Annotated in this window: 16 protein-coding genes; 8 read left to right on the top strand and 8 right to left on the bottom strand. The window is 74.7% G+C overall.

The window, feature by feature from the left end; genetic code table 11:
* Positions 1–21 precede the first annotated feature (21 nt).
* The gene (gene lipB / locus ABIH81_RS16315) at positions 22–663 is read left to right on the top strand and encodes a lipoyl(octanoyl) transferase LipB (RefSeq protein WP_030500098.1); all 642 of its coding nucleotides are present in this window, start codon (positions 22–24) and stop codon (positions 661–663) included.
* A 5-nt stretch (positions 664–668) separates the two neighbouring features.
* Positions 669–1,061 (top strand): VOC family protein, encoded by a 393-nt coding sequence (locus ABIH81_RS16310; protein ID WP_349875805.1) that lies wholly within the window; start codon positions 669–671, stop codon positions 1,059–1,061.
* Between the two features lie 469 nt (positions 1,062–1,530).
* Here the strand turns inward: ABIH81_RS16310 and aspS are convergent, their stop codons facing one another.
* On the bottom strand, positions 1,531–2,817 hold the full coding sequence (gene aspS, locus ABIH81_RS16305) for an aspartate--tRNA(Asn) ligase (RefSeq protein ID WP_349875804.1): 1,287 nt from the start codon (positions 2,815–2,817) through the stop codon (positions 1,531–1,533).
* A gap of 356 nt (positions 2,818–3,173) precedes the next feature.
* Between aspS and lipA the strand changes: the two genes are divergently transcribed.
* A complete protein-coding gene (lipA, locus tag ABIH81_RS16300) occupies positions 3,174–4,220 on the top strand; it encodes a lipoyl synthase (RefSeq protein WP_349875803.1) in 1,047 nt (348 codons plus the stop codon).
* Between the two features lie 60 nt (positions 4,221–4,280).
* The gene (locus tag ABIH81_RS16295; protein ID WP_349875802.1) at positions 4,281–5,873 is read left to right on the top strand and encodes a DUF423 domain-containing protein; all 1,593 of its coding nucleotides are present in this window, start codon (positions 4,281–4,283) and stop codon (positions 5,871–5,873) included.
* A gap of 58 nt (positions 5,874–5,931) precedes the next feature.
* Here ABIH81_RS16295 and ABIH81_RS16290 read toward each other — a convergent pair whose 3' ends face one another.
* Positions 5,932–8,856 carry an AAA family ATPase gene (locus tag ABIH81_RS16290; protein WP_349875801.1) on the bottom strand — a complete coding sequence of 975 codons (2,925 nt, stop codon included), beginning with the start codon at positions 8,854–8,856 and terminating at the stop codon, positions 5,932–5,934.
* A gap of 71 nt (positions 8,857–8,927) precedes the next feature.
* Positions 8,928–9,098 carry a hypothetical protein gene (locus ABIH81_RS16285; RefSeq protein ID WP_175438738.1) on the bottom strand — a complete coding sequence of 57 codons (171 nt, stop codon included), beginning with the start codon at positions 9,096–9,098 and terminating at the stop codon, positions 8,928–8,930.
* Between the two features lie 216 nt (positions 9,099–9,314).
* Here ABIH81_RS16285 and ABIH81_RS16280 point away from each other — a divergent pair, with 216 nt between their 5' ends.
* Positions 9,315–10,004, top strand: a complete 690-nt coding sequence (locus ABIH81_RS16280) for a DUF4191 domain-containing protein (RefSeq protein WP_128138945.1) — start codon at positions 9,315–9,317, stop codon at positions 10,002–10,004.
* Between the two features lie 60 nt (positions 10,005–10,064).
* Here ABIH81_RS16280 and ABIH81_RS16275 read toward each other — a convergent pair whose 3' ends face one another.
* Positions 10,065–10,442 carry an RDD family protein gene (locus tag ABIH81_RS16275; RefSeq protein WP_222434125.1) on the bottom strand — a complete coding sequence of 126 codons (378 nt, stop codon included), beginning with the start codon at positions 10,440–10,442 and terminating at the stop codon, positions 10,065–10,067.
* Positions 10,443–10,648: 206 nt separating this feature from the next.
* Here ABIH81_RS16275 and glnA point away from each other — a divergent pair, with 206 nt between their 5' ends.
* The gene (gene glnA / locus ABIH81_RS16270) at positions 10,649–12,073 is read left to right on the top strand and encodes a type I glutamate--ammonia ligase (protein WP_349875800.1); all 1,425 of its coding nucleotides are present in this window, start codon (positions 10,649–10,651) and stop codon (positions 12,071–12,073) included.
* 57 nt (positions 12,074–12,130) lie between these two features.
* On the opposite strand, the gene mptB (ABIH81_RS16265) is transcribed toward glnA, so the two are convergent.
* Together mptB (ABIH81_RS16265) and mptB (ABIH81_RS16260) are read right to left on the bottom strand one after the other, a co-directional pair.
* Positions 12,131–13,618, bottom strand: a complete 1,488-nt coding sequence (mptB, locus tag ABIH81_RS16265) for a polyprenol phosphomannose-dependent alpha 1,6 mannosyltransferase MptB (protein ID WP_349875799.1) — start codon at positions 13,616–13,618, stop codon at positions 12,131–12,133.
* Positions 13,619–13,629: 11 nt separating this feature from the next.
* Entirely contained in the window at positions 13,630–15,033 is a 1,404-nt protein-coding gene (gene mptB, locus ABIH81_RS16260; protein WP_349881124.1) for a polyprenol phosphomannose-dependent alpha 1,6 mannosyltransferase MptB, read from the bottom strand.
* Between the two features lie 45 nt (positions 15,034–15,078).
* Between mptB (ABIH81_RS16260) and ABIH81_RS16255 the strand changes: the two genes are divergently transcribed.
* A complete protein-coding gene (locus ABIH81_RS16255; RefSeq protein WP_349875798.1) occupies positions 15,079–16,650 on the top strand; it encodes a hypothetical protein in 1,572 nt (523 codons plus the stop codon).
* A 149-nt stretch (positions 16,651–16,799) separates the two neighbouring features.
* On the opposite strand, the gene ABIH81_RS16250 is transcribed toward ABIH81_RS16255, so the two are convergent.
* Together ABIH81_RS16250 and ABIH81_RS16245 are read right to left on the bottom strand one after the other, a co-directional pair.
* Positions 16,800–19,823 carry a bifunctional [glutamine synthetase] adenylyltransferase/[glutamine synthetase]-adenylyl-L-tyrosine phosphorylase gene (locus ABIH81_RS16250; protein WP_349875797.1) on the bottom strand — a complete coding sequence of 1,008 codons (3,024 nt, stop codon included), beginning with the start codon at positions 19,821–19,823 and terminating at the stop codon, positions 16,800–16,802.
* A gap of 2 nt (positions 19,824–19,825) precedes the next feature.
* Complete coding sequence (locus ABIH81_RS16245; RefSeq protein WP_349875796.1) at positions 19,826–20,593, bottom strand: type 1 glutamine amidotransferase; 768 nt, start codon at positions 20,591–20,593, stop codon at positions 19,826–19,828.
* Positions 20,594–20,652: 59 nt separating this feature from the next.
* Here ABIH81_RS16245 and ABIH81_RS16240 point away from each other — a divergent pair, with 59 nt between their 5' ends.
* Positions 20,653–21,582 (top strand): LD-carboxypeptidase, encoded by a 930-nt coding sequence (locus tag ABIH81_RS16240; protein WP_349881123.1) that lies wholly within the window; start codon positions 20,653–20,655, stop codon positions 21,580–21,582.
* The last annotated feature ends 25 nt before the right edge of the window (positions 21,583–21,607 follow it).

Below are 21,607 nucleotides of genomic sequence, written 5' to 3'. Positions count from 1 at the left end.
GGGCGGGACTAGGCTGGACGGGTGAGCGTGACGACTTCCGGGCTGACCGCCGTCCGCGCCGGCCTGCTCGACTACCAGGCCGCCTGGGACGAGCAGCGCCGGCTGCACGAGGCGGTGGTGGCCGGCGAGCAGGGCGACACGGTGCTGCTGCTGGAGCACCCCAGCGTCTACACCGCCGGCAAGCGCACCGAGCCGTGGGACCGGCCGATGGACGGCACCCCGGTGGTGGACGTGGACCGCGGCGGCAAGATCACCTGGCACGGCCCGGGGCAGCTCGTCGGCTACCCGATCGTCCGGCTGCCCGACCCGGTCGACGTGGTCGCGTACGTCCGGCGCACCGAGCAGCTGCTGATCGACGTCTGCGCCGAGTTCGGGCTGGCCGCGGGCCGGGTCGAGGGGCGCAGCGGCGTGTGGGTGCCGGAGGACGACCGGGGCCCGGCCCGCAAGGTGGCCGCCATCGGCATCCGGGTGGCCCGCGGCGTCACGCTGCACGGCTTCTCCATCAACTGCGACTGCGACCTGGGCTTCTTCGACCGGATCGTGCCCTGCGGCATCCGCGACGCCGGGGTCACCTCGCTGACCGCCGAGCTGGGCCGGCCGATCACCGTCGCCGACGTGCTGCCGGTGGTCGAGCGGCACCTGCCGACGCTGACGCAGGTCTGAGCCCGGTGCGGCTCGACCTGGTCACGCTCGTCGTGGCCGAGTACGACCCGGCCATCGCCTTCTTCACCGAGGTGCTCGGCTTCGAGCTGGCGGAGGACAAGCCGTCGCTGACCAACGACGGCCGGCCCAAGCGCTGGGTGGTCGTACGCCCGCCGGGCGGCGGCACCGGCCTGCTGCTGGCCCGCGCCGACGGCGAGCACCAGGCCGAGGCGGTCGGCGACCAGACCCACGGCCGGGTGGGCTTCTTCCTCCAGGTCGACGACTTCGAGGCGGTGTACCGGCGGATGGCCGACGCGGGCGTCGAGTTCGTCCGGCCACCCCGCACCGAGCCGTACGGCCGGGTCGCGGTCTTCCGCGACATCGCCGGCAACCCCTGGGACCTGCTCGGCCCGGCCTGACCGCTTCTCCTCCCTCGCCTCTCGGTGCGCGGTGGCCGACCGGTGCGGGTCGCCGCCCGCCCAGAACCGCTCGCTATTGGTCACGGTTAGTGACAAGGCCGCGTCCGCGGCATGTGACCTCCCGCCGACTTTGCTCTGCAGCCGGATCCGCAACAGTCACTCCCGGTCAATCGTCGCCTCCTTGGCTGCAGAGCAAAGTGCGCAGACACCCTTCCCTCCCTCCCGAGGATCGTTCGCCATAACCCCTGCTCAGCGAGGTTCGTCGGCGCCAAGGGCATCTCGGCAACTCCGGACACGCCATCACCGAGCGTGACCGCGGGCCTGCGCGACCTCTCATCACTCTCAGTGGCCAACCCCGAGCCGGTTCCGGAGGGCGGCTCGACCGACGGCTCCGTCGAGCCCGCTCCCCGCCATCGGGGACGGGCAGAGGGGAAGGCCGGCACGGCGCGAGCCGTACCGGCCACAGCCGTCAGGGCGTGAGGCGGTGCAGGTCGCGCGGGAAGGCGGTCACCTCCCGGACGTTCGCCGCTCCGGTGAGCCGCGCGACGAACCGCTCCAGCCCGATCGCGAAACCGCCGTGCGGCGGCATGCCGTGCCGGAACGCGTCCACGTACCCGGCGTACGGCTCGACCGGCTCGCCCCGCGCCGCCAGGGCGGCCAGGTAGTCGGCGTGCCGGTGCAGCCGCTGCCCGCCGGTCACCAGCTCCACGCCCCGGAACAGCAGGTCGAAACCGTTCGAGTACGCGGGCCGGGCCGGGTCCGGGTGGGTGTAGAACGGGCGCTTCGCCATCGGATAGCCGGTAACGAAGAGGAAGTCGCTGCCGTGCTCGCGGAGCGCCCACTCCCCCAGCGCCCGCTCGTGCGCCGGCGCCAGGTCGGGTTCGTCGGCCGGCGCGCCGGCGATCTTCAGCGCGTCGGTGAAGTGCACCGCCGGGATCTCGGCCGGCACCTCCGGCACCGTCACGCCGAGCGTGGCCAGCGGGCCGCCCGCCCGGTCGGCGACTGTCGCCACCATCCCGGCCAGGGTGCCCCGCAGCACCGCCATCACGTCCCGGTGGTCGGCCACGAACCCCAGCTCGACGTCGAGCGACGTGTACTGGGCCAGGTGACGCACCGTGTCGTGCGGCTCGGCGCGGAACACCGGCCCCACCTCGTAGACCCGCTCGAAGACGCCGACCATGAGCTGCTTGTAGAACTGCGGCGACTGGGCCAGGTAGGCGGGCCGCCCGAACCAGTCCAGCGCGAACACGTTCGCCCCGCTCTCGGTCGACGAGGCGACCACCTTCGGCGTGTGCACCTCGACGAAGCCCTGCCCGTCGAGCGTGGCCCGGAAGCCGGACACGGCCGCCGCCGAGATCCGCAGCGCGGCGGATCGGCTCGGGTGCCGCAGCGCGGTGGGCGCGTGGTCGAGCTGGGTGGGCAGGGTGGCGGTGAGCACCGGCCGGTACAGGTCGAACGGGGGCGGGACGGCGGGCGGCCCGAGCGGACGTACCGTCGGCTCGACGACCTCGGCCCCGGCGGGCGCGGTGGGGTTCGCGACCACGGTGCCGACCACCTCGACGACCGTCTCCTCGGTGAGCGCCTCGATCTGCTCCCGCACGGCGGGCGCGGCGACCACCACCTGGGCGAGCCCGGCGGCGTCGCGGAGGATCAGGAAGGCCACCGACTTGAGCAGCCGGCGGCGGTGGACCCAGCCGGCGAGCCGCACGGTGGCGCCCACATGGGCGGGGAGTTGGGTGGACAGGATGCGTTGCACGACGACTACCTCCTTGACCAATCGCAACGCGATCCCCAGGGAGGTGTGGGCGAGCGGGAACCTCGCGGTGCCACCACACCTTCGCCCCCGCCGGGGCGGGAGCCTCGTTCGTCGCCTTTTCACCGGGGCCGGCCGGGCGGGCTCTACTGGGCGCGACACGCCGTTCTTCCCGCAGCTCGGGAGGGTCTTCGCGAACCGGCGCCAGACCGCCTCGCAGCAACCGGCGGCTCTCTCGACTGGCGGATCGGTCCGTTACTCGGCTCCGTCACAGCTCTGCCCGGCACGCTAGCACCGAGTGCGCCACGCTGTGACCGGGTTTTTTCGCCACTGGTGTCCGGTGTCACAGCGATTCCGGCGTGACGGCCGTCGCCCGCCGTTCATCGACCGGCGCCGACCGGCGTACGCTCGGTTTTGTGACGATCGAGCAATCCGCGCCGTCGACTGAGCAGCCAGCGCGCACCGCGACCGTCGCCCCGGAGGGGCGGCGGATGCTGCGGATCGAGGCGCGCAACGCCGAGACGCCGATCGAGCGCAAGCCGCCGTGGATCAAGGTCAAGGCCAAGATGGGCCCGGAGTACACCCAGCTGCGCGGGCTCGTCTCGCGCGAAGGGCTGCACACCGTGTGCCAGGAGGCCGGCTGCCCCAACATCTACGAGTGCTGGGAGGACCGGGAGGCCACCTTCCTCATCGGTGGTGACCAGTGCACCCGGCGCTGCGACTTCTGCCAGATCGACACCGGCAAGCCGGCCGAGTTCGACGCCGACGAGCCGCGGCGCGTCGCCGAGTCCGTCGCCGCGATGGGCCTGCGCTACGCGACCATCACCGGTGTCGCCCGCGACGACCTGCCCGACGGCGGGGCCTGGCTCTACGCCGAGACGGTCCGGCAGATCCACGCCCTTCAGTCCGGCTGCGGTGTCGAGCTGCTGATCCCCGACTTCAACGCGGTGCCCGAGCAGCTCGCCGAGGTCTTCGGCTCGCGGCCCGAGGTGCTGGCGCACAACGTGGAGACCGTGCCGCGCATCTTCAAGCGGATCCGCCCGGCGTTCCGCTACGAGCGTTCGCTGGACGTGATCCGCCAGGCGCGGGCCGACGGCCTGGTCACCAAGAGCAACCTGATCCTCGGCATGGGCGAGGAGCGCGCCGAGGTGTCCCAGGCGCTGCGCGACCTGCACGAGGCGGGCTGCGAGCTGATCACCATCACGCAGTACCTGCGTCCCTCCCCCCGGCACCACCCGGTGACCCGCTGGGTCAAGCCGGAGGAGTTCGTCGAGCTGCGCGAGGAGGCCGAGGAGATCGGCTTCGCGGGCGTGATGAGCGGCCCGCTGGTCCGCTCGTCGTACCGCGCGGGCCGCCTCTACCAGCAGGCGCTCGACGCCCGCCGGGAGGTCACCGTCGCCGGCTGAGGCCGGGCGGCCACCGCGTCACCCGCCGCCGGCCGCCCGCCGGATGCCATGATCACAGGCATGACCGCCGGGGTACGCGAGGAGCCACGCGAAGCCGTGCGCCCTCGTACGCCCCGGCGGCTGCCGTTGCCGACGCTGCTCGCCCTGCTCGTCGGGTTCGCCGGTGTGGGCTACCGGCTGGCGCTGCTGTTCGCCGACGTGCCGCCCACGAACAGCGACGAGGCGACGATGGGGCTGGCCGCCCTGCACATCGCCCGTGGTGACGGCTTCCCGGTCTGGTTCTACGGCCAGGCGTACATGGGCACGCTGGAGGCGTACCTGGCCGCGCCGCTGGTCGCACTCGCCGGGGCGTCGGTGCTCGTGCTGCGGCTGCCCACGCTGGCGCTGTACGCGTTGTTCCTGCTGCTGTCCTGGCGGCTGACCCGGCGGCTCGGCGGCGACCGCTGGTACGCCCTGCTCGTCGTCGCCGTGCCGGCGCTCGGCGCGGACCGGGTGGTGAAGAACCAGCTCATCGCCGGTGGCGGCTATCCGGAGCTGAACCCGGCCGGTGCGGCGCTGGCGCTGCTCACGGTCGGGCTCTGCGTGACCGGGCCGGGCGCGCGGCTGCCCCGCTGGGCGGCCTGGGGACTGGTCTCCGGGATGCTGCTCTGGGTGGACCCGCTGATCCTGCCGTACGTGCTGACGCTCGGCGCGCTGCTCGTGGCGTGGCGCCGGCGGGAACTGGCGGGACGGGCCGGGTTCGTGCTGGCCGGCGCGCTGCTGCTGGGCGCGGCGCCGATGCTGGTGGACAGCATCCGGCACGGCCGCAACCCGGTGGCGGCGGTGCTGGCCGCGGGTGGCTCCGGCGCTCCCGTGGACTGGGCGGACCGGCTGCACGGCGCGCTGGTTCTCGGGCCGCCGCTGGCGATGGGCTTCTGCTCGCCCGGGCGGTGTGCCACCTGGCAGCTCTGGTGGGCCGTCGTGTTCCCGGTGCTGCTGGTGCTCGCCGCGCTCACCGCGTGGCACACCCTGCGCCGTGCCTCCGGCGGTCCGGGCTCGGTGGAGCGGGTGTCGGCCGGGGTGCGGCTGGCGCTGCTCGGCGGCGCGGCGGGGGTTCTCGCCGCGTACGCGGTGAGCAACGCGGCCGGTCGGACGCCGATCGAGAGCAGCCGTTACCTGTCGTGCCTGGCGGTCGCCGTGCCCGCGTTGCTCTGGCCACTGTGGCAGGCCGTCCGCCGGCCGGCGGCCCGGGTGGCGGGGATCGCGGCGGCGGCTGTGCTCGCCGGCGTGCTCGGCACCGGCGCCGCGGCCACTGTGGACGTGATCCGGGTGGCGCCCGCCGTGCACGCCGAGGCCGACCGGCACCGGTCGCTCGTGGACACGCTCGGCGCGCTCGACGTCCGGCACGTACGCGGCGGCTACTGGACGTGCAACCGGCTCACCTACGCGACCGGCGAGAACGTGGTCTGTGCCGTGGTCGACGACGATCTCACACCCGGTTTCGACAGGCTGCCCGCGTACCGGCGGGAGGTGGCCGACGACCCGGACGCGGCGTGGGTGGCGCCGGCCGGCTCGCCGCTGGCCGCGCGGCTGGACGAACGCGTCGGTGCCGAATCGGGGGCGCTCGACGTCGTCACCGTGGCCGGCTGGCGGATCTACCTGCCGCGCCGCTGACCCGGACCCGGCGCGGGTACCGCCCCGGCGCCCGGCCGACGCGGCGCGGACCGGCGCGCTAGCGGACGCGGCGCTGGGCCGGGGCGGGTGACGGCCGGTCGAGCAGTCCGAGGCGGTGGGCCAGCGCGGCGGCCTCCACCCGGTTGGTCACGTCGAGCTTGGCGATGATCCGGGACACGTGCACACTCGCCGTCTTCGGCGAGATGAACAGCCGCTCGGCGATCCGGCTGTTGCTGTGCCCCTCGGCGACCAGCCGCAACACCTCCTGCTCCCGGCTGGTCAGCAGGTCCGGCCCGGGTCGCCCGGTGCCCCGCAGCCCGACCCGGCGGGCCAGCGTCGCCGCCTGCTCGCCCAGCGGGGTGGCGCCCAGCCGGGCGGCCAGCTCGGCCGTCTCCCGTACCGCGGCGGCGACCTCGTCCCGCTCGCCCGCCGCCGCGGCCGCCTCGCCTAGCCCGAGCAGCGCCCGGCCCAGCGGGTACGGCTGCCCGACCGTCCGCCACGCCGCCACGGCCGCCCGCCACGCGGCGAGCGCCTCGGCGGGACCGGTGGACCCGAGCCCGGTCAGGACGGCGGTGACGTGCGCCGCGTGGGCGTGCTCGGCCCGGTGCCGGGCGGGCAGCGCGGCGGCCACCGCCGACACCTCGGCGGCGAGCGTCGCGTCCCCGGTCAGCGCGGCGGTACGCGCCAGCGCGTTCAGCAGCGGCCAGCCCTCACGGGGCAGGTCGGCCAGGTGCGCGTCGGCCAGGGCGGCGCGCGCCGCGCGTACCGCCTCCAGCTTGTCGTCGGCGGCGAGCGCGGCCTCCACGCGCAGCTCGTGCAGCGGCAGCCGGTGGTTCGGCCAGAGGTAGGGCCGGCTGAGGAACGCCAGCGCCCGCCCGACGATCTCGTCGGCGCCGGGATGGGCGCGGGCCAGGTGGAGCCCGGCGCGCAGTTGCAGCCAGTGCAGCCCGGACACGCCCGGCGGGTCGATGCGGGCCGCCTCGGCGCAGGTGGCCTCCGCCTCGTCCCAGCGGCCCAGCGCGATCAGCGCCTCGGCCCGGTTCGACAGCAGGTACGCCCCGATCGAGCGGCTGATGCCGACCCGGCGCGCCTCGCTCACCCCGGCCGCGGCGGCCTGTTCGGACTCCTCGTAGCGGCCCAGCTCGTAGAGCACGTCGGAGAGGAAGACCAGCGCGCTGACCAGGGCCCGGGAGTCACCGGCGGTGCGGGCCCGCGCCTCCACCCGGCGCAGTTCGGCCAGGCCGAGATCGGGGGTGTCGTCGGTGCGGTGCAGCACCGCGATCCGGGTGGGCAGCAGCGCCAGGTCGGCACCGGTCTCGGTCACGCCCGCCACCGCCTCGGCGGCCACCGAGGCGGCCTCCCGGGGGTCGACCTTGATCAGGTGCGCGGCGATGTCGGCGAGCACGCCGAGGCGTTCCGGGCCGTGCGGTGCGGCGGCCGCCAGCCGGTACGCCTCGCGCAGCTCGGTCGCGCCGTCGCTCTTGCCGAGCAGCGCGAACAGCCGGCCCCGCTGGTCGAGCAGGCGGGCGGCGCGCAGCGGTTCGGCGTCGGAGTCGACCTCGGCCAGCGCGGCCCGGGTGAGCGTGAGCGCCCGGCTGAGGTCTCCGGCGGTGACCGCCGCGGTGAGCGTGTCCTCCAGCACCCGCAGGTGGTCCATACCGAGCCGGTCGGCGGCGTCGGGCACCTGCTCCCACAGTTCGAGGACGCGCTCCAGCAGCCGGCTCTGCTCGGCGTACGCGTACCGTTCGGCCGCCGCCCCGGCGGCGACCCGGGCCGCGGTGAGCGCGCGCGGGTGGTCGTGTGCCGCGTACCAGTGGTGGGCGATCTCGGCCGGCGCGCGACCGGCGGCGACCAGATGCGGATGGGCCTCGATCACGGCGGCGTACCGGGCGTGCAGCCGCGCGTGCTCGCCGGGCAGCAGGTCGTCGTGCACGGCCTCGCGGACCAGCGCGTGCCGGAACTCGTAGTCGCCGTCCGGGTCGGCCACCACGAGCTGCCCGGCGACGGCCGCGCGCAGCGCGTCCTCCAGTTCGGCCTCGGGCAGGCCGGCCACCTCGGCGAGGAGCTGGTGGGCGAACCGGGTGCCCCCGGCGGCGGCGATCCGCAGCACCCGCTGAGCCTGCTCGGGCAGCCGGTCGACGCGGGCCAGCAGCAGGTCGCGCAGTGTCTCCGGCATGGTCGCGCAACCGACCGGGCCACCGGCGGCGGCCAGCTCCTCGATGAAGAACGGGTTGCCCTGGGTGCGTTCGTGCACGTCGTCAACGGTCCGGGCGACCTGCTCGGTACCGAGCAGGTCGGCCAGCACGGCGGCGGTGCCGTCGCGGTCGAGGCGGCCCAGCTCGATCCGGTCCACGCCGCGGACCCGGTCCAGCTCGGCCAGGAACGGCCGCAGCGGGTGCCCGCGGTGCAGTTCGTCGGTGCGGTACGTGCAGACCACCAGCAGGCGGGTGGCGCGGGCGGCCCGCACCAGGAAACCGATCAGATCCCGGGTGGACCGGTCGGCCCAGTGCAGATCCTCGATCACCAGCACCAGCGGGCGTTCCTCGGCGATCCGCCGGAACAGCTCGGCGACCAGGTCGAACAGGTAGCCGCGCGGGGTGTCGGCGAGGGCCGGGCCGGCGGGCGCGGCGACGCCGGCCGGCATCCGGGCCAGTTCCGGCAGCAGCCGGGCGAACTCCGCCTCGTAGCCGGCGAAGGCGGCCGGCCCGTCGTGGCGCAGCACGTCGCGCAGCGCGGCGGCGAACGGGGCGAACGGCAGACCGGCCTCGCCCAGTTCCAGGCACTGGCCGACCAGCAGGCGCGCGCCGGCGGCGTCCACCTGCGTGCCGAACTCCTCCAGCAGCCGGGTCTTGCCGACACCCGCCTCGCCGCCGACGAGCACCGTCGCCGGCTCGCCGGACCGGGACCGGGCCAGCGCGTCGCCGAGCGCGGTCAGCTCGGTCCGGCGGCCGACGAGGACGGTGCTGGCGGCGCGTACGGTCACGCCGTCGAGCATGCCACGGCCCCCCGACGGCCCGACCGGGCCGATCGGGTCGCGGAGAGCCGCCGGTGCGGTCACCGGCGGGCGTCGGTGGTGCGGGCGCTGTGCTGCCGGCGGCTGAGCCAGCCGCGCGGGTGCCGCCGTGGCAGCGACCGGGCGAGCCGGTCCTGCGCCGCGTCGGCCTGCAACTCGGCGGCGTGGCTGCGGTGGATGCTGAGGATGAAGTCCGCGTCGTTGCCGAACATCTCGGTTCTCCCTTGTCGTGCGGTGTCGTTCCCTGTCGAGATCGACTCTCCGCGCGAAGGTGCCCCCGGGGCATGGGTACGCCGCCTGATCTTCGCCCGCCCGGCCTCCTTACCGGCGGGCCGGTTCGGGCCGGCGCGGCCGTAAGGTACTCAGCCCTCGGCGGAAGGGGCGGCCACGGATCAACGTGACGTGCGCCGACCACTAGACTCTGCGGTATGGCAAAGCCCCAGGAGAAGGTCTCGTTCGGCCAGCGGCTGAAGCAGATCGGGATGGTGTTCCGGTTCACCGCCAAGCAGGACAAGTGGTTCGCGCCGCTGACCGCGGCGGCGGTGCTGATCCCGCTCGCGCTCACCGTGGTCGCGGTGATCGCCTGGGGCTGGATCTGGCTGCCGATCGGCATCCTGCTCGCCCTGCTGGCCGTGCTGATCGTGCTCAACCTGCGCTCCAACAAGGCGATGATGAACGCCGCCGAGGGGCAGCCGGGCGCGGCGGCGCAGATCATGGAGAGCATGCGCGGCGACTGGCGGGTCACCCCGGCGGTCAGCTCGACCACTCAGATGGACATGGTGCACCTGGTGGTGGGCCGGCAGGGCGTGATCCTGCTGGCCGAGGGCAACCCGCAGCGCGTACGCGGCCTGCTCGGCCAGGAGAAGCGCCGCCTCGCGAAGGTGATCGGCACCGCTCCGCTGCACGACTACGTGATCGGGCAGGGCGAGGGCGAGCTGCCGGTCCGCAAGCTGCGGATGACGCTGATGCGGCTGCCCCGCGCCCTGTCCCCGAAGGACGTCAACGCCCTCGACAAGCGGCTCAAGGCGCTCACCGCCCGGCCGCAGATGCCCAAGGGCGCGATCCCGAAGAACATGCGGCCGCCGCGTGGCGCGTTCCGGCAGACCCGGGGTCGCTGACCTTCGCGTACGCGGAAAGGAGCCGGTCCCCGTGCGGGGCCGGCTCCTTCTTCGTGCGGGTCAGCGGCGCGGGGCGTCGGTGACGACCGACCCGGCGAGCCGGTCGTGCAGGCCGCGCCGGTGCTCGTCCATCAGCAGGGCCGGCACCACGAGGGCCAGCAGGAATCCGCGCAACAGTCCCCGGAGCAGCCCGATCCGGCCGCCGTCGGCCCAGGACACGCAGCGCAGCCGGGTCAGGTACATGCCGGGGGTCTGGGCGAACAGGCCGATGAAGAAGCCGTACTCCAGGATCAGCACCAGGACCGGCGGCCAGCCGTCGCGGACCGGGTCGGAGAAGGCCCGGGCGACCATCAGGCACAGCACCCAGTCGATGATCAGGGCGCCGAAGCGACGGCCGAGGCTGGGCGGGGTGAAGGCGGGGTCGGTGGCGGGCGGCACCGGCGTGGCGGCGGTATCGGTCACAGCGGCCAGGGTAACGCCGCCGCGACCCTGGCGAAAAATACGACATTCAGCATCAGAGCGTGCCGGAGTGACGCTCCGCAGGCGACGTAACACGGCGGAAACAGACGAGACACGGCCGGGCAACCCCCCGGCCATAGCGTCGCCAGTAGCCAGCTACCGGACTGGACCTGCCAGGAGGACGTGTGTTCGCCAATTCCGAGGAACTCCTGCGATACCTCGCCAACGAGGACGTGAAGTTCGTCGACGTACGTTTCTGTGACCTGCCCGGCGTGATGCAGCACTTCAACCTGCCGGTCGAGTCGTTCGACGACAGCGTCTTCACCGACGGCCTCGCCTTCGACGGATCCTCGATCCGCGGCTTCCAGGCCATCCACGAGTCCGACATGCTCCTGCTGCCGGACGTCGCCACCGCCTTCATCGACCCGTTCCGGGCCCAGAAGACGCTCGCGCTGAACTTCTTCATCCACGACCCGTTCACCCGCGAGGCGTACTCCCGCGACCCGCGCAACGTCGCGAAGAAGGCCGAGGCCTACCTCGCCGCCAGCGGCATCGCCGACACCGCCTACTTCGGCGCCGAGGCGGAGTTCTACATCTTCGACTCCATCCGCCACGAGACCTCCGCGCACCAGTCGTTCTACTACATCGACTCGATCGAGGGCGCCTGGAACAGCGGCCGGATCGAGGAGGGCGGCAACCGCGGCTACAAGACCGCCTACAAGGGCGGCTACTTCCCGGTGCCCCCGGTCGACCACTACGCCGACCTGCGCGACCGGATCGTGCGGCGCCTCGTCGACGGCGGCTTCACCGTCGAGCGCTCGCACCACGAGGTCGGCACCGCCGGCCAGTCGGAGATCAACTACAAGTTCTCCACCCTGCTGCACGCCGCCGACCAGCTCCAGCTGTTCAAGTACATCGTCAAGAACGAGACCTGGGCCGCCGGCAAGACCGCGACGTTCATGCCCAAGCCGCTGTTCGGTGACAACGGCTCCGGCATGCACACCCACCAGAGCCTCTGGCGCGGCGGCGAACCCCTGTTCTACGACGAGACCGGCTACGCCGGCCTGTCCGACACCGCCCGCTGGTACATCGGCGGCCTCCTGCACCACGCCCCCTCACTGCTGGCCTTCACCAACCCCACGGTGAACTCCTACCGCCGCCTGGTACCCGGCTTCGAAGCCCCGGTCAACCTGGTCTACTCCCAGCGCAACCGCTCCGCCTGCACCCGCATCCCGGTCACCGGCAGCAACCCCAAGGCCAAGCGCGTCGAGTTCCGGGTGCCGGACCCGTCGAGCAACCCGTACCTGGCGTTCTCGGCCATGATGATGGCCGGCCTGGACGGCATCAAGAACAAGATCGAGCCGCCGGCGCCGATCGACAAGGACCTGTACGACCTCCCGCCGGAGGAGTGGGGCGACGTCAAGCAGGTGCCCGGCTCGCTGCCGGAGGTGCTCAACGCGCTCGAGGCCGACCACGACTACCTGCTCGACGGCGGCGTGTTCACGCCGGACCTGATCTCCACCTGGGTCGACTGGAAGAACGCCAACGAGGTCGACCCGGTGCGTCTGCGCCCGACCCCGCACGAGTTCGCGATGTACTTCGACTGCTGAGCACGTACGTCAGCACCGGCAGGGCCGGCTCCGCGATGGCGGAGCCGGCCCGGCCGTTCACGCGGTGCGGCGGCGCAGCGCGGCCCGGACGCCGGCCGCCGCGACGACCAGCACCAGCACCGTCATCAGCACCGCGCCCGGTGCCTTGCTGAACCGGGCCAGGCTGGATCCGTCCGGCAGGGTGAGCAGCGAGGCCACCGCGCAGGGTGCCACGAACCAGACCTGCCGGGCCAGCGGCACCGCCGCGACCGCGAGCAGGGTCAGCGGCCAGATCGCGTACCAGGGGTGGAAGACCGGGGCGAGCAGCACCGTGGCGGCGAGCGCCAGCCCCGCGCCGAGCAGCGCCACCCGGGGGCGGGCCAGCGTCAGCCGGGCCACCCGCTGCCGGGCGTCGTTGAGCCGCCGCAGCGCCGTCCACGCCCACCACCAGAGCGCGACGAGCGTCCCGGCCAGCAGCACCAGCGCGACCACCCGGGCAACCGGGACCGCCTGCGGCCGTAGGCCGGCCAGCTCACCGGCGTAGTCGATCACGAAGCCGACGGCTGTGGGCGGGGAGGTCCACTGCTGCGAGTCGCCGCTGTGGCCGAGCCCCTCCACCCAGCCCAGCCCGAGGCCGGTGGCGAGCGAGACGACCAGCAGCGTGCCGAGCACCGACGCGGCGAGCTGCCCGCCGTCGCGCAGCAGCGCCCGCCAGGTGTAGCGGCCGAGCACGGCGGCGAGCGCCGCGAACGGCAGCGCCACCACCGCGACCGCCTTCACCGCCACGGCCAGGCCCAGCAGCACGCCGGCCACCAGCAGCGCGCGGGGCCTGCCCGGCAGGCGGACCAGCACCAGCAGGCCGAGCAGGAGCAGCCCGAGCGCGAGCGCGTCGTTGTGCGCGCCCGCCACGAGGTGGATCCCGACCAGCGGGCACGCGAGCACCAGCCAGGCGGCCCGCCGGGTGGGCACCCCGGCGGCGCGGGCCAGGCCGGGCAGGCAGAGCGCGGTCAGCAGCACACCGGCCACCGCGACCAGCCGCAGCGCCACGATCGTCCCGATCAGGCCGCCACCGGCGAGGACGGCGAGCCCGGCCAGCAGGACGAAGAACGGCCCGTACGGTGCCGGGGTGTCCCGCCAGATCGGCGACACCGAGCCGGTCCACGGGCAGCCGGCCGCGGCGACCCCCACCCGGTACGGGCTTAGTCCCTGCGTCCACGTCCAGCCCTGGCAGGCGTACGAGTAGACGTCGCGGCTGCCGATCGGCGGCGCGGCGAGCAGCGGCAGTGACCAGAGCCCGGCGGTCACGTACGCCCACCGGCCGGACGGCGTGCCCCACCGCAGCGACCACCAGGCACCGACCAGCAGCAGCGTCCCGGTCAGCCAGCAGACGAGCGTCACCGGCCCGTGCGGGGCCGCCCAGATCGCGGCGAGTGTGCCGCGCGGGGGCGTGCCGGGCAGCGCGCCGCCGAGCCACCCGGCGACGGTGAGCAGCACGGCCCCGGCGAGACCGGTGTAGCGGGCGAGACCGGCGGCGATCGGCCGGACGGGTCCGTCGGGCTCGCTCACCGGCGCTCTCCTCAGTCCACGGGAACCGGCTGCCGGCCCTTGCGAGCCGACCGTACCAACCACACGACCAGCCCGATCACGAACAGCGTCATCAGGGGCGCACCGGGCATCTTGGTGTACCGGGGTAAACCGGTGCCGTCGGCCAGCACCAGGAACGACGACACCACTGTGACGATCGAGAACCAGAGCGTGCGGCGTGCGGTGGCGGCGAGCACCGCCAGTGGCCACAGCCAGTACCAGGGGTGGAACAGCGGCGAGAGCGCGACGGTGGCGGTCAGCGCCAGCCCGGCGTGCCAGAACGGCTCACCGCGACGCAGCGACCGGAACCAGAGCCAGATCAGCACGGCAACCAGCACGACCATGCCGATCGCCCGGGTCACCGGCAGCGCGTCGACGTGCACCCCGAACGGCGCCAGCAGGTAGCCCACGGTCTGCCCCACCGCCGTCGGCGGCGAGGTCCAGGCCACCACCAGCCCGCCCTGCTCCAGCCCGCTGATGAACCCCAGCCCCAGGCCGGAGGCGACTGTCGCCGCGGCGAGCGCCGCGAGCGAGCCGCCGACCACCCACCCGCCGTCGCGCACCAGCGTCCTGATCCGGTACGCCCCGGCGATGGCGGCCAGCGCGGCGAACGGCATCACGACCAGCGCGGTAACCTTGACGGCGGCGGCGAGTCCGAGCAGCGCCCCACCGGCGAGCAGCGGTCCGGGCCGGCCCGGGCGGGCCGCCACCACCGCCAGCCCGGCGACCAGCAGGCCGATCATCAGCGCGTCGTTGTGCGCGCCGGAGACCAGGTGCACGGGCACCAGCGGGCTCGCCAGCGCCAGCCAGAGCGCCCGCCGTGGCGGCACCCCGCAGCGGCGGGCCAGCACCGGCAGCGCCCACGCGGTGAGCGCCACCCCGGCCACGGCGAGCACCCGGAACAGCGCGACCGCGGCGAGCAGCGAGCCGGTGGCCTCCACCACCGCGCCGGCGAGCAGCACGAACAGCGGCCCGTACGGCGCCGGGGTGTCCCGCCAGATGTAGGAGATGGTGTCCAGCCAGGGGCAGGGCAGCGCTGACACGCCCTGCTCGTAGGGGTTGATCCCGGCCGAGAAGCTGGCGCCCTGGCAGGCGTACGCGTACACGTCGCGGCTGCCCAGCGGCGGCGCGACAAGCATCGGCAGCAGCCAGAGCGCGACGGTGACCAGCACCCACCGCGACGACGGCACCCGGTTCCGCAGCGACCACCAGGCCCACGCCAGCAGCGCGGTGCCGACCAGCCACAACCCGATGATCAGCGGCCCGTCCGGGCCCTGCCAGATGCTGACCGGGGTGGGACGCAACTCGCCGTCGGGCAGGGCGCCGCCGAGGAACGCGGCCACGGCGAGCAGTACGGAGCCCGCCAGGCCGATCCAGCGCGAGAGGTGGTGAGGCACGTCCGACATGCTGCCAGTACGGTGGTTCGCGATCAGGAGGTGGGCATGCGGGGCGGTCGGGTGGTGGCGGTCTCCGCCGTGTCGGCGCTCGTCCTCGCCACGTTCTACCTCACGCTGCCGGCCACCGGCTCGGACCTGTCCGCGCAGGTCGCCCGCGCCGGATTCTTCGCCGAGCACGGGGCCGCCCTGGTCGACCTGCGCTGGTACGGCGGCGTGCACCCGTGGGGTTACAGCCTCGTGTCGCCGCCGCTGATGGCGCTGCTCGGGGTACGCGTCACCGGCGTGCTCGCCCTGCTCGCCTCCGCCACCGCGTTCGCCGCCCTGCTGGTGCGGACCCGGGTGCCCCGCCCGCTGCTGGGCAGCCTGGTCGGCGTCGTCACGATCGCCGGCAACCTGGTCTCCGGGCGGGTCACCTACGCCCTCGGCGTCGCGTTCGGCCTGGCCGCGCTGCTCGCGCTCACCGTCCCCGCCCGCCGCACCCGTCACGTCGCCGCCGTCGCCGCCGCGCTGCTCGCCTCCGCGGCCAGCCCGGTGGCCGGGCTGTTCGTCGGGCTCGCCGGCGTCGCGCTGCTGCTGACCCGCCGGTACGCCGACGGACTGCTGCTCGCCGTACCGGCCGCCGCGCCGCTCGCCGTGACCGGGCTGCTGTTCGGCGAGGGCGGCTGGATGAACATCAGCACGGCCGACACGGTGCACGCCGTGGTGACGAGCCTGGTGGTGGCGGCGCTCGTGGCGTACCGGCCGGTGCGGGTGGGTGCGCTGCTGTCCGCGGCCGGGGTGCTCGCGTCGGCGCTGCTGCACACGCCGGTCGGGCTGAACGCGACCCGCCTGGTGGTGATGTTCGCGCTGCCGGTGCTGGCCGCCGCCGCGACGCTCCCGGCCCCGCTCTCCGATCGGCTTCGCGCTGCCGTTCGGCGCTCCCGGGCCGTCGGCGCGCTCGGGCTGGCCGCGCTCCTGGTGGTGGTCTGCTGGTGGCAGCCGCCGGTGGTCACCGCCGACCTGCGCAGCGCCGACGACCCGACGGCCGACCCGGCGTACTTCGCGCCGCTGCGCGCGGAGCTGGCCCGGCGCGGGCTCACCGGGCGGGTGGAGGTGCCGCCGACCCGCAACTACTGGGAGGCGGCCCACATGGGGGACGTGCCGCTGGCCCGGGGCTGGCTGCGGCAGGCCGACATCGACCGCAACGCGCTGTTCTTCACCACTGTGCCCGGCGCGGACGGCACCGGCGTCCCGCTGACCCCGATCACCTACCGGGACTGGCTGGCCGACAACGCGGTGCAGTACGTGGCGGTGCCCGACGCCGAGTTCTCCTGGGTGGGGTCGTCGGAGGCGGAGCTGGTGGAGATGGGCCAGCCCTACCTGACCGAGGTCTGGTCGGACCGGCACTGGAAGCTGTACGCGGTCGCCGAGCCCACACCGCTGGTCGGCGCGCCGGGTGAGCTGGTCCGCCAGGACGGCGCCTCGATCACGTTCCGCGCACCCGCCGCCGGCCCGATCCCGATCCGGGTACGCCACGACCGCTGGCTCACCGCCAACGGCGGCGCCACAGTAACCCAAGACGGCAAGTGGACCACCGTAACGATCCCCCGAGAGGGCACCTACACCCTCACAAGCTGACCCACCCCGCCCGCCCCTCCCCGCCCCTCCCGCTGATCTTGCAGTTGCGGCCCCTCCGGAGCCGCATATGCCCCTTTCGCACGGGCCGAAAGTGCGAGATCAACGCCGAGGTGGGGCGCGGCGGGGGCGGGGGCGCGGGCGGCGCGAGGTTAGAGGGGGGACTCCAGGATTCGCTGGACGACCGTGCGGGAGTGGCGGGCGGTGCGCAGGTACTCGTCGAGGAACTCGCCCTGATCCTCGTGCCCCAGCAGCCGCACCACCCCGGCCAGCTCCACCCCGTGCCGGGGCAACTGGTCCCCGGCCCGGCCGCGTACCAGCATCAGCGCGTCGCGCACCTCGGCGGCGAGCGTCCAGCCGGCGGCCAGCTCGGCGGCGTCGGAGGGGTCGAGCAGACCGGCGTCGCGGGCGGCGGTGAGGGCGTCGAGCGTACGGGTGCCGCGCAGCGCGGGCACCCGACCGGCGTACCGGAGCTGGAGCAACTGCACCGCCCACTCGACGTCGGCCAGCCCGCCCCGGCCCAGCTTGGTGTGGGTCGCCGGGTCGGCGCCGCGGGGCAGCCGCTCGGTCTCCACCCGCGCCTTGATCCGGCGGATCTCGACCACCTGCTCGCGGCTCAGCCCCTCGGCCGGGTAGCGCACCGGCTCGATCATGGCCTCGAACTCGGCGCCCAGGTCGGCGTCGCCGCAGACGAACCGCGCCCGCAGCAGCGCCTGCGCCTCCCACACCCGCGACCAGCGCGCGTAGTACTGGGCGTACGCGGCGAGGCTGCGGACCAGCGGGCCCTGCCGGCCCTCGGGGCGCAGGTCGGCGTCGACGCCCAGCGGCGGGTCGGGGGCGGGCGCGGACAGCAGCCGGCGCAGCTCCTCGGCGATGGCGTGTGCGGCGGCGCTCGCCACGCTCTCCTCCACCCCGGGCGGCGGGTCGTAGACGAACAGCACGTCGGCGTCGGAGAGGTAGTTCGACTCGTACCCGCCGAGCCGGCCCATGCCGATCACCGCGAACCGCAGGCCGGGCGGTCCGGGATGGACGGTACGGGCGGCGCGCAGCGCGGCGGCCAGCGTGGCGTCGGCGACGTGCGACAGCGCGGTGCCGACCGCCGTCACGTCCACCACTGTGGGCCGGCGTTCCCCGCCGCCGACCGGGCGGGGGGTGAGCGGGGCGAGCGAACCGGCGCGGCTGAGCACATCGGCGGCGGCGATCCGGACCAGTTCCCGGCGGCGCAGCGCGCGGACCGCCCGGATCGCCTCGACCGGGTCGTCGTGGCGGGCGGCAGCGGCAGCGAAGCCCTCGACGAGCGTCTCCCGTGGACGCGGAGTCAGTTCGCTGTCCTCGGCGAGCAGCCGCAGCGCCTCCGGTTCGCGGGCCAGCAGGTCGGCCGCGTACTTGGAGGACGACAGCACCCGGGCCAGCCGGCGCGCGACCGGGCCCGAGTCACGCAGCAGGCGCAGGTACCACGGGGTGCTGCCGAGCTTGTCGGAGACCTGCCGGTAGTTGAGCAGCCCACGGTCCGGCTCGGGGGCGTCGGCGAACTCGTCGAGCAGCACCGGCAGCAGCGTGCGCTGGATGGCGGCGGTACGGCTGACCCCGCCGGTGAGCGCCTGGAGGTGCCGCAGCGCGCCGGCCGGGTCGGCGAAGCCGAGCACCTCCAGCCGGTGCCGGGCCGCCTCGGGCGTGAGGCGCAGACCTTCGGCCGGTACGCGGGCCACGGATTCCAGCAGCGGCCGGTAGAGCAGTTTGGCGTGCAGCCGGCGTACCTCGGTGGCGTGGGTGACCCACTCGGCGCGGAACTCCTCGACGGCGCTGCGGCCCGGCGTGGCCGCGTAGCCGAGCGCGGCGGCGAGCCAGCGCAGCGCGGCCGGTTCGGTCGGCACGGTGTGGGTACGGCGCAGGGCCTGGAGCTGGAGCCGGTGCTCGACGGCGCGCAGGAAGCGGTAGCCGCGCAGCAGCGCCTCCCCGTCGGCGCGGCCCACGTAGCCGCCGGCGACGAGCGCGCGCAGCGCCGGTACGGTGCCGGGCACCCGCAGCGACTCGTCGCCCCGCCCGTGCACGAGCTGGAGCAGCTGGACGGCGAACTCGATGTCGCGCAGCCCGCCCGGACCGCGCTTGATCTCGCGTTCCACCTCCTTCGGCGGCACGTTTTCGAGGATCTTGCGGCGCATGGACCGGACGTCCTCGACCGCCTCGGGGCGTTCGGCGGCGGTCCACACGAGCGGGGCCAGCGCGTCGATCCACTCCTTGGTCAGCTCCAGGTCACCGGCCGCCGGGCGGGCCTTGAGCAGCGCCTGGAACTCCCACGTGCGGGCCCAGCGCTTGTAATAGGCGAGGTGGCTGGCGAGCGTACGGACCAGCGGCCCCCGGTTGCCCTCGGGCCGCAGCGCCGCGTCGACCGGCCAGGCCACCAGCCCGCAGATCTGGATCAGCCGGGTGGCGATCTGGGTCGCGGCGGGCAGGTCGTCGTCGGTCGCGGAGACGAAGATGACATCGACGTCGGAGACGTAGTTCAGCTCGTCGCCACCGCACTTGCCCATCGCCACCACCGCCAGCCGGGGGCGCGCCGTGCCCTCGGGCAGCTCGTCGGCGGCGATGTCGTAGGCGGCGGCCAGCGTGGCGTCGGCGAGCCCGGACAGCGCCGCCATGGTCTGCTCCAGGCCGCGCCCGCCGGTCAGGTCGGCCGCCGCGATCCGCAGCAGCGCCAGCCGGTACGCCTGCCGCAGCAGCGGGACCGCGCCGGTCACAGTGGTGAGCCGGGCGGCGACGCTCAGGTCGAGCCGCCCGTCCGCGGTGGGGGCGAGCCCGTCCGGCTCGGTCGCCAGCACGGCCCACTGCCCGGGGTTGGCGACCAGGTGGTCGCCGAGCGCGGAGGAGGCGCCGAGCACCGCGATCAGCCGGCGGCGCAGCCCGGGGTCGGCGGCCAGGGCGTCGCGTACGGCCACCTCGTCGCCGGAGCGCCGCTCGGACTCGACCAGCCGGTGCAGCTGACGCAGGGCCAGGTCCGGGTCGGCGGCGCGGGACAGCGCGCCGAGCAGCTCGGCGGCGCGTTCGTCGACGGGCTCCTGGGTGTCGGGCCGCCACAGGGCGAGCCCGTCCGGGCCGAGCAGGTCGGCGGCGCGGGTGGCGCCGTCGCCCTCGGCGAATCCGTAGCGGGCCAGGCGCCCGCGGGCCGGCCGGGTCACCGTCAGGCCCCGAGCAGCGGCAGGCTGCGGCGCGGGTTGTCGTCGCCGAGTTCGCCGAGCGCGAGCGCGGCGAACCGGATCGCGAACGGCTGCCACGCCTCCTCGACGTCGGCCATCACCCGGTCGCAGGCGGCCACCACCAGCTCCGGGTCGTAGTCCAGCTCGGCCAGCACGGCCGAGTCGCGGGACCACTCGGCGATCATCGCGGTGTCGCACTCGATGTGGAACTGCAACCCCCAGGCCCGGTCACCGAGGCGGAACGCCTGGTGCGGGTAGCGGGTGGACGCGGCCAGCAGCGTCGCGCCGTGCGGCAGCTCGGTGATCTCGTCGGCGTGCCACTGGAGCACGTCGGGCATCAACGGCACGTACCGGAACAGCGGGTCGTCCTCGGCGGCGTCGCGCCGGCCCACGAGCGCCGGCCCGACCTCCGGGCCGGACGGGCTGCGCTCGACCCGGCCGGCGTGCGCGGTGGCGAGCAGTTGCGCGCCGAGGCAGACCGCGAGCGTGGGCACCCGCCGGCGGACCGCCTTGCGCAGCAGCCCCTCCAGCGCCGGGAACCAGGGCGCGCCGGGGCCGCCGTCGGACAGCGGGTACGCCTGCTGGTCACCGCCGAGCACCACGAGCGCGGCGTACCCCTCCAGGTCGGCGGGGAGCGCGTCACCGGCGTGCGGACGCAGCACGCGCAGCTCCAGGCCCCCTTCGGTGAGCCACTCCCCCAGGCGGCGGAGGTCGTCGGTCGGGTCGTTCTCGATCACCAGCGCGGTCGCCACGACGTCGAGGCTAGCCGGTGCGGCCGACAGGGCACGGTCCGGCAGGCCCTAGGCTCGCGATCGTGCCTGACGACTGCCTGCGCCCACCGGCCCTGCGTCCCGGCGACGCGGTGATGCTGGTGTCCCCGTCCGGGCCGACCCGTCCGGAGCGGGTGGCCCGCGGCATCGAGCTGCTCACCGGCTGGGGGTTGCGGCCGGTGCCCGCGCCGAACGCGTACGCCCGGCGCGGTTACCTGGCCGGCGACGACGCGCTGCGGGCCGCGGACCTGAACACCGCGTTCGCCGACCCGGAGATCCGCGGGGTGATCTGCACCCGGGGCGGCTACGGCGCGCAGCGGGTGGTCGACCTGATCGACATGGCCGCGGTACGCCGGGATCCGAAGGTGGTGGCCGGGTTCTCCGACATCACCGCGTTGCAGTTCGCGCTGTGGCGGGGCGCCCGGTTGGCCGGGGTGCACGGGCCGGGCGCCGCCTGGCGGGACGAGCGCACGCCGATCCACTCGGCGGAGTCGCTGCACGCCGCGCTGACCAGCACCGAGCCGGTGACGGTGGCGGCGGTCGAGGCGGAGGAGACGTACCCGGTGCGGGTGCCCGGGCGGGCCGAGGGCCGGCTGCTCGGCGGCAACCTGTGCCTGATCACCGCGTCGATCGGCACCCCGGACATGCCCGACCTGACCGGGGCGATCCTGCTGGTCGAGGAGGTGCAGGAGCCGCCGTACAAGATCGACCGGATGCTCACGCACCTGCGCCGCTGCGGCGCGCTGGACGGGATCGCCGGGGTGGCGGTCGGCCAGTTCACCGAGTGTGCGGACGGCTGGGACACCACAGTCGTGGACGTGCTCACCGACCGTCTGGGCGACCTCGGCGTGCCGGTCCTCGGCGGCCTGCCCGTCGGCCACGGCCCCGGCCAGCTCACCGTCCCGGTAGGCACCCCCGCCGCCCTGGACGCCACCACAGGCACCCTCACCGTCACCCCCGCCGTCCGCTGACAGCTTTAGCCCCACCCGGCCCCGC

Origin of the sequence: Micromonospora sp. HUAS YX12 (genome assembly GCF_040215685.1) — a bacterium.
Lineage (GTDB): Bacteria > Actinomycetota > Actinomycetes > Mycobacteriales > Micromonosporaceae > Micromonospora > Micromonospora tulbaghiae.
This window is presented reverse-complemented; position numbering and strand designations above follow the sequence as displayed.

Coding starts and splice junctions, on each gene's coding strand:
- ABIH81_RS16295 (WP_349875802.1), top strand. CDS start 4,281: ATGACCGCCGGGGTACGCGAGGAGCCACGCGAAGCCGTGCGCCCTCGT.
- ABIH81_RS16285 (WP_175438738.1), bottom strand. CDS start 9,098: ATGTTCGGCAACGACGCGGACTTCATCCTCAGCATCCACCGCAGCCAC.
- ABIH81_RS16280 (WP_128138945.1), top strand. CDS start 9,315: ATGGCAAAGCCCCAGGAGAAGGTCTCGTTCGGCCAGCGGCTGAAGCAG.
- ABIH81_RS16255 (WP_349875798.1), top strand. CDS start 15,079: ATGCGGGGCGGTCGGGTGGTGGCGGTCTCCGCCGTGTCGGCGCTCGTC.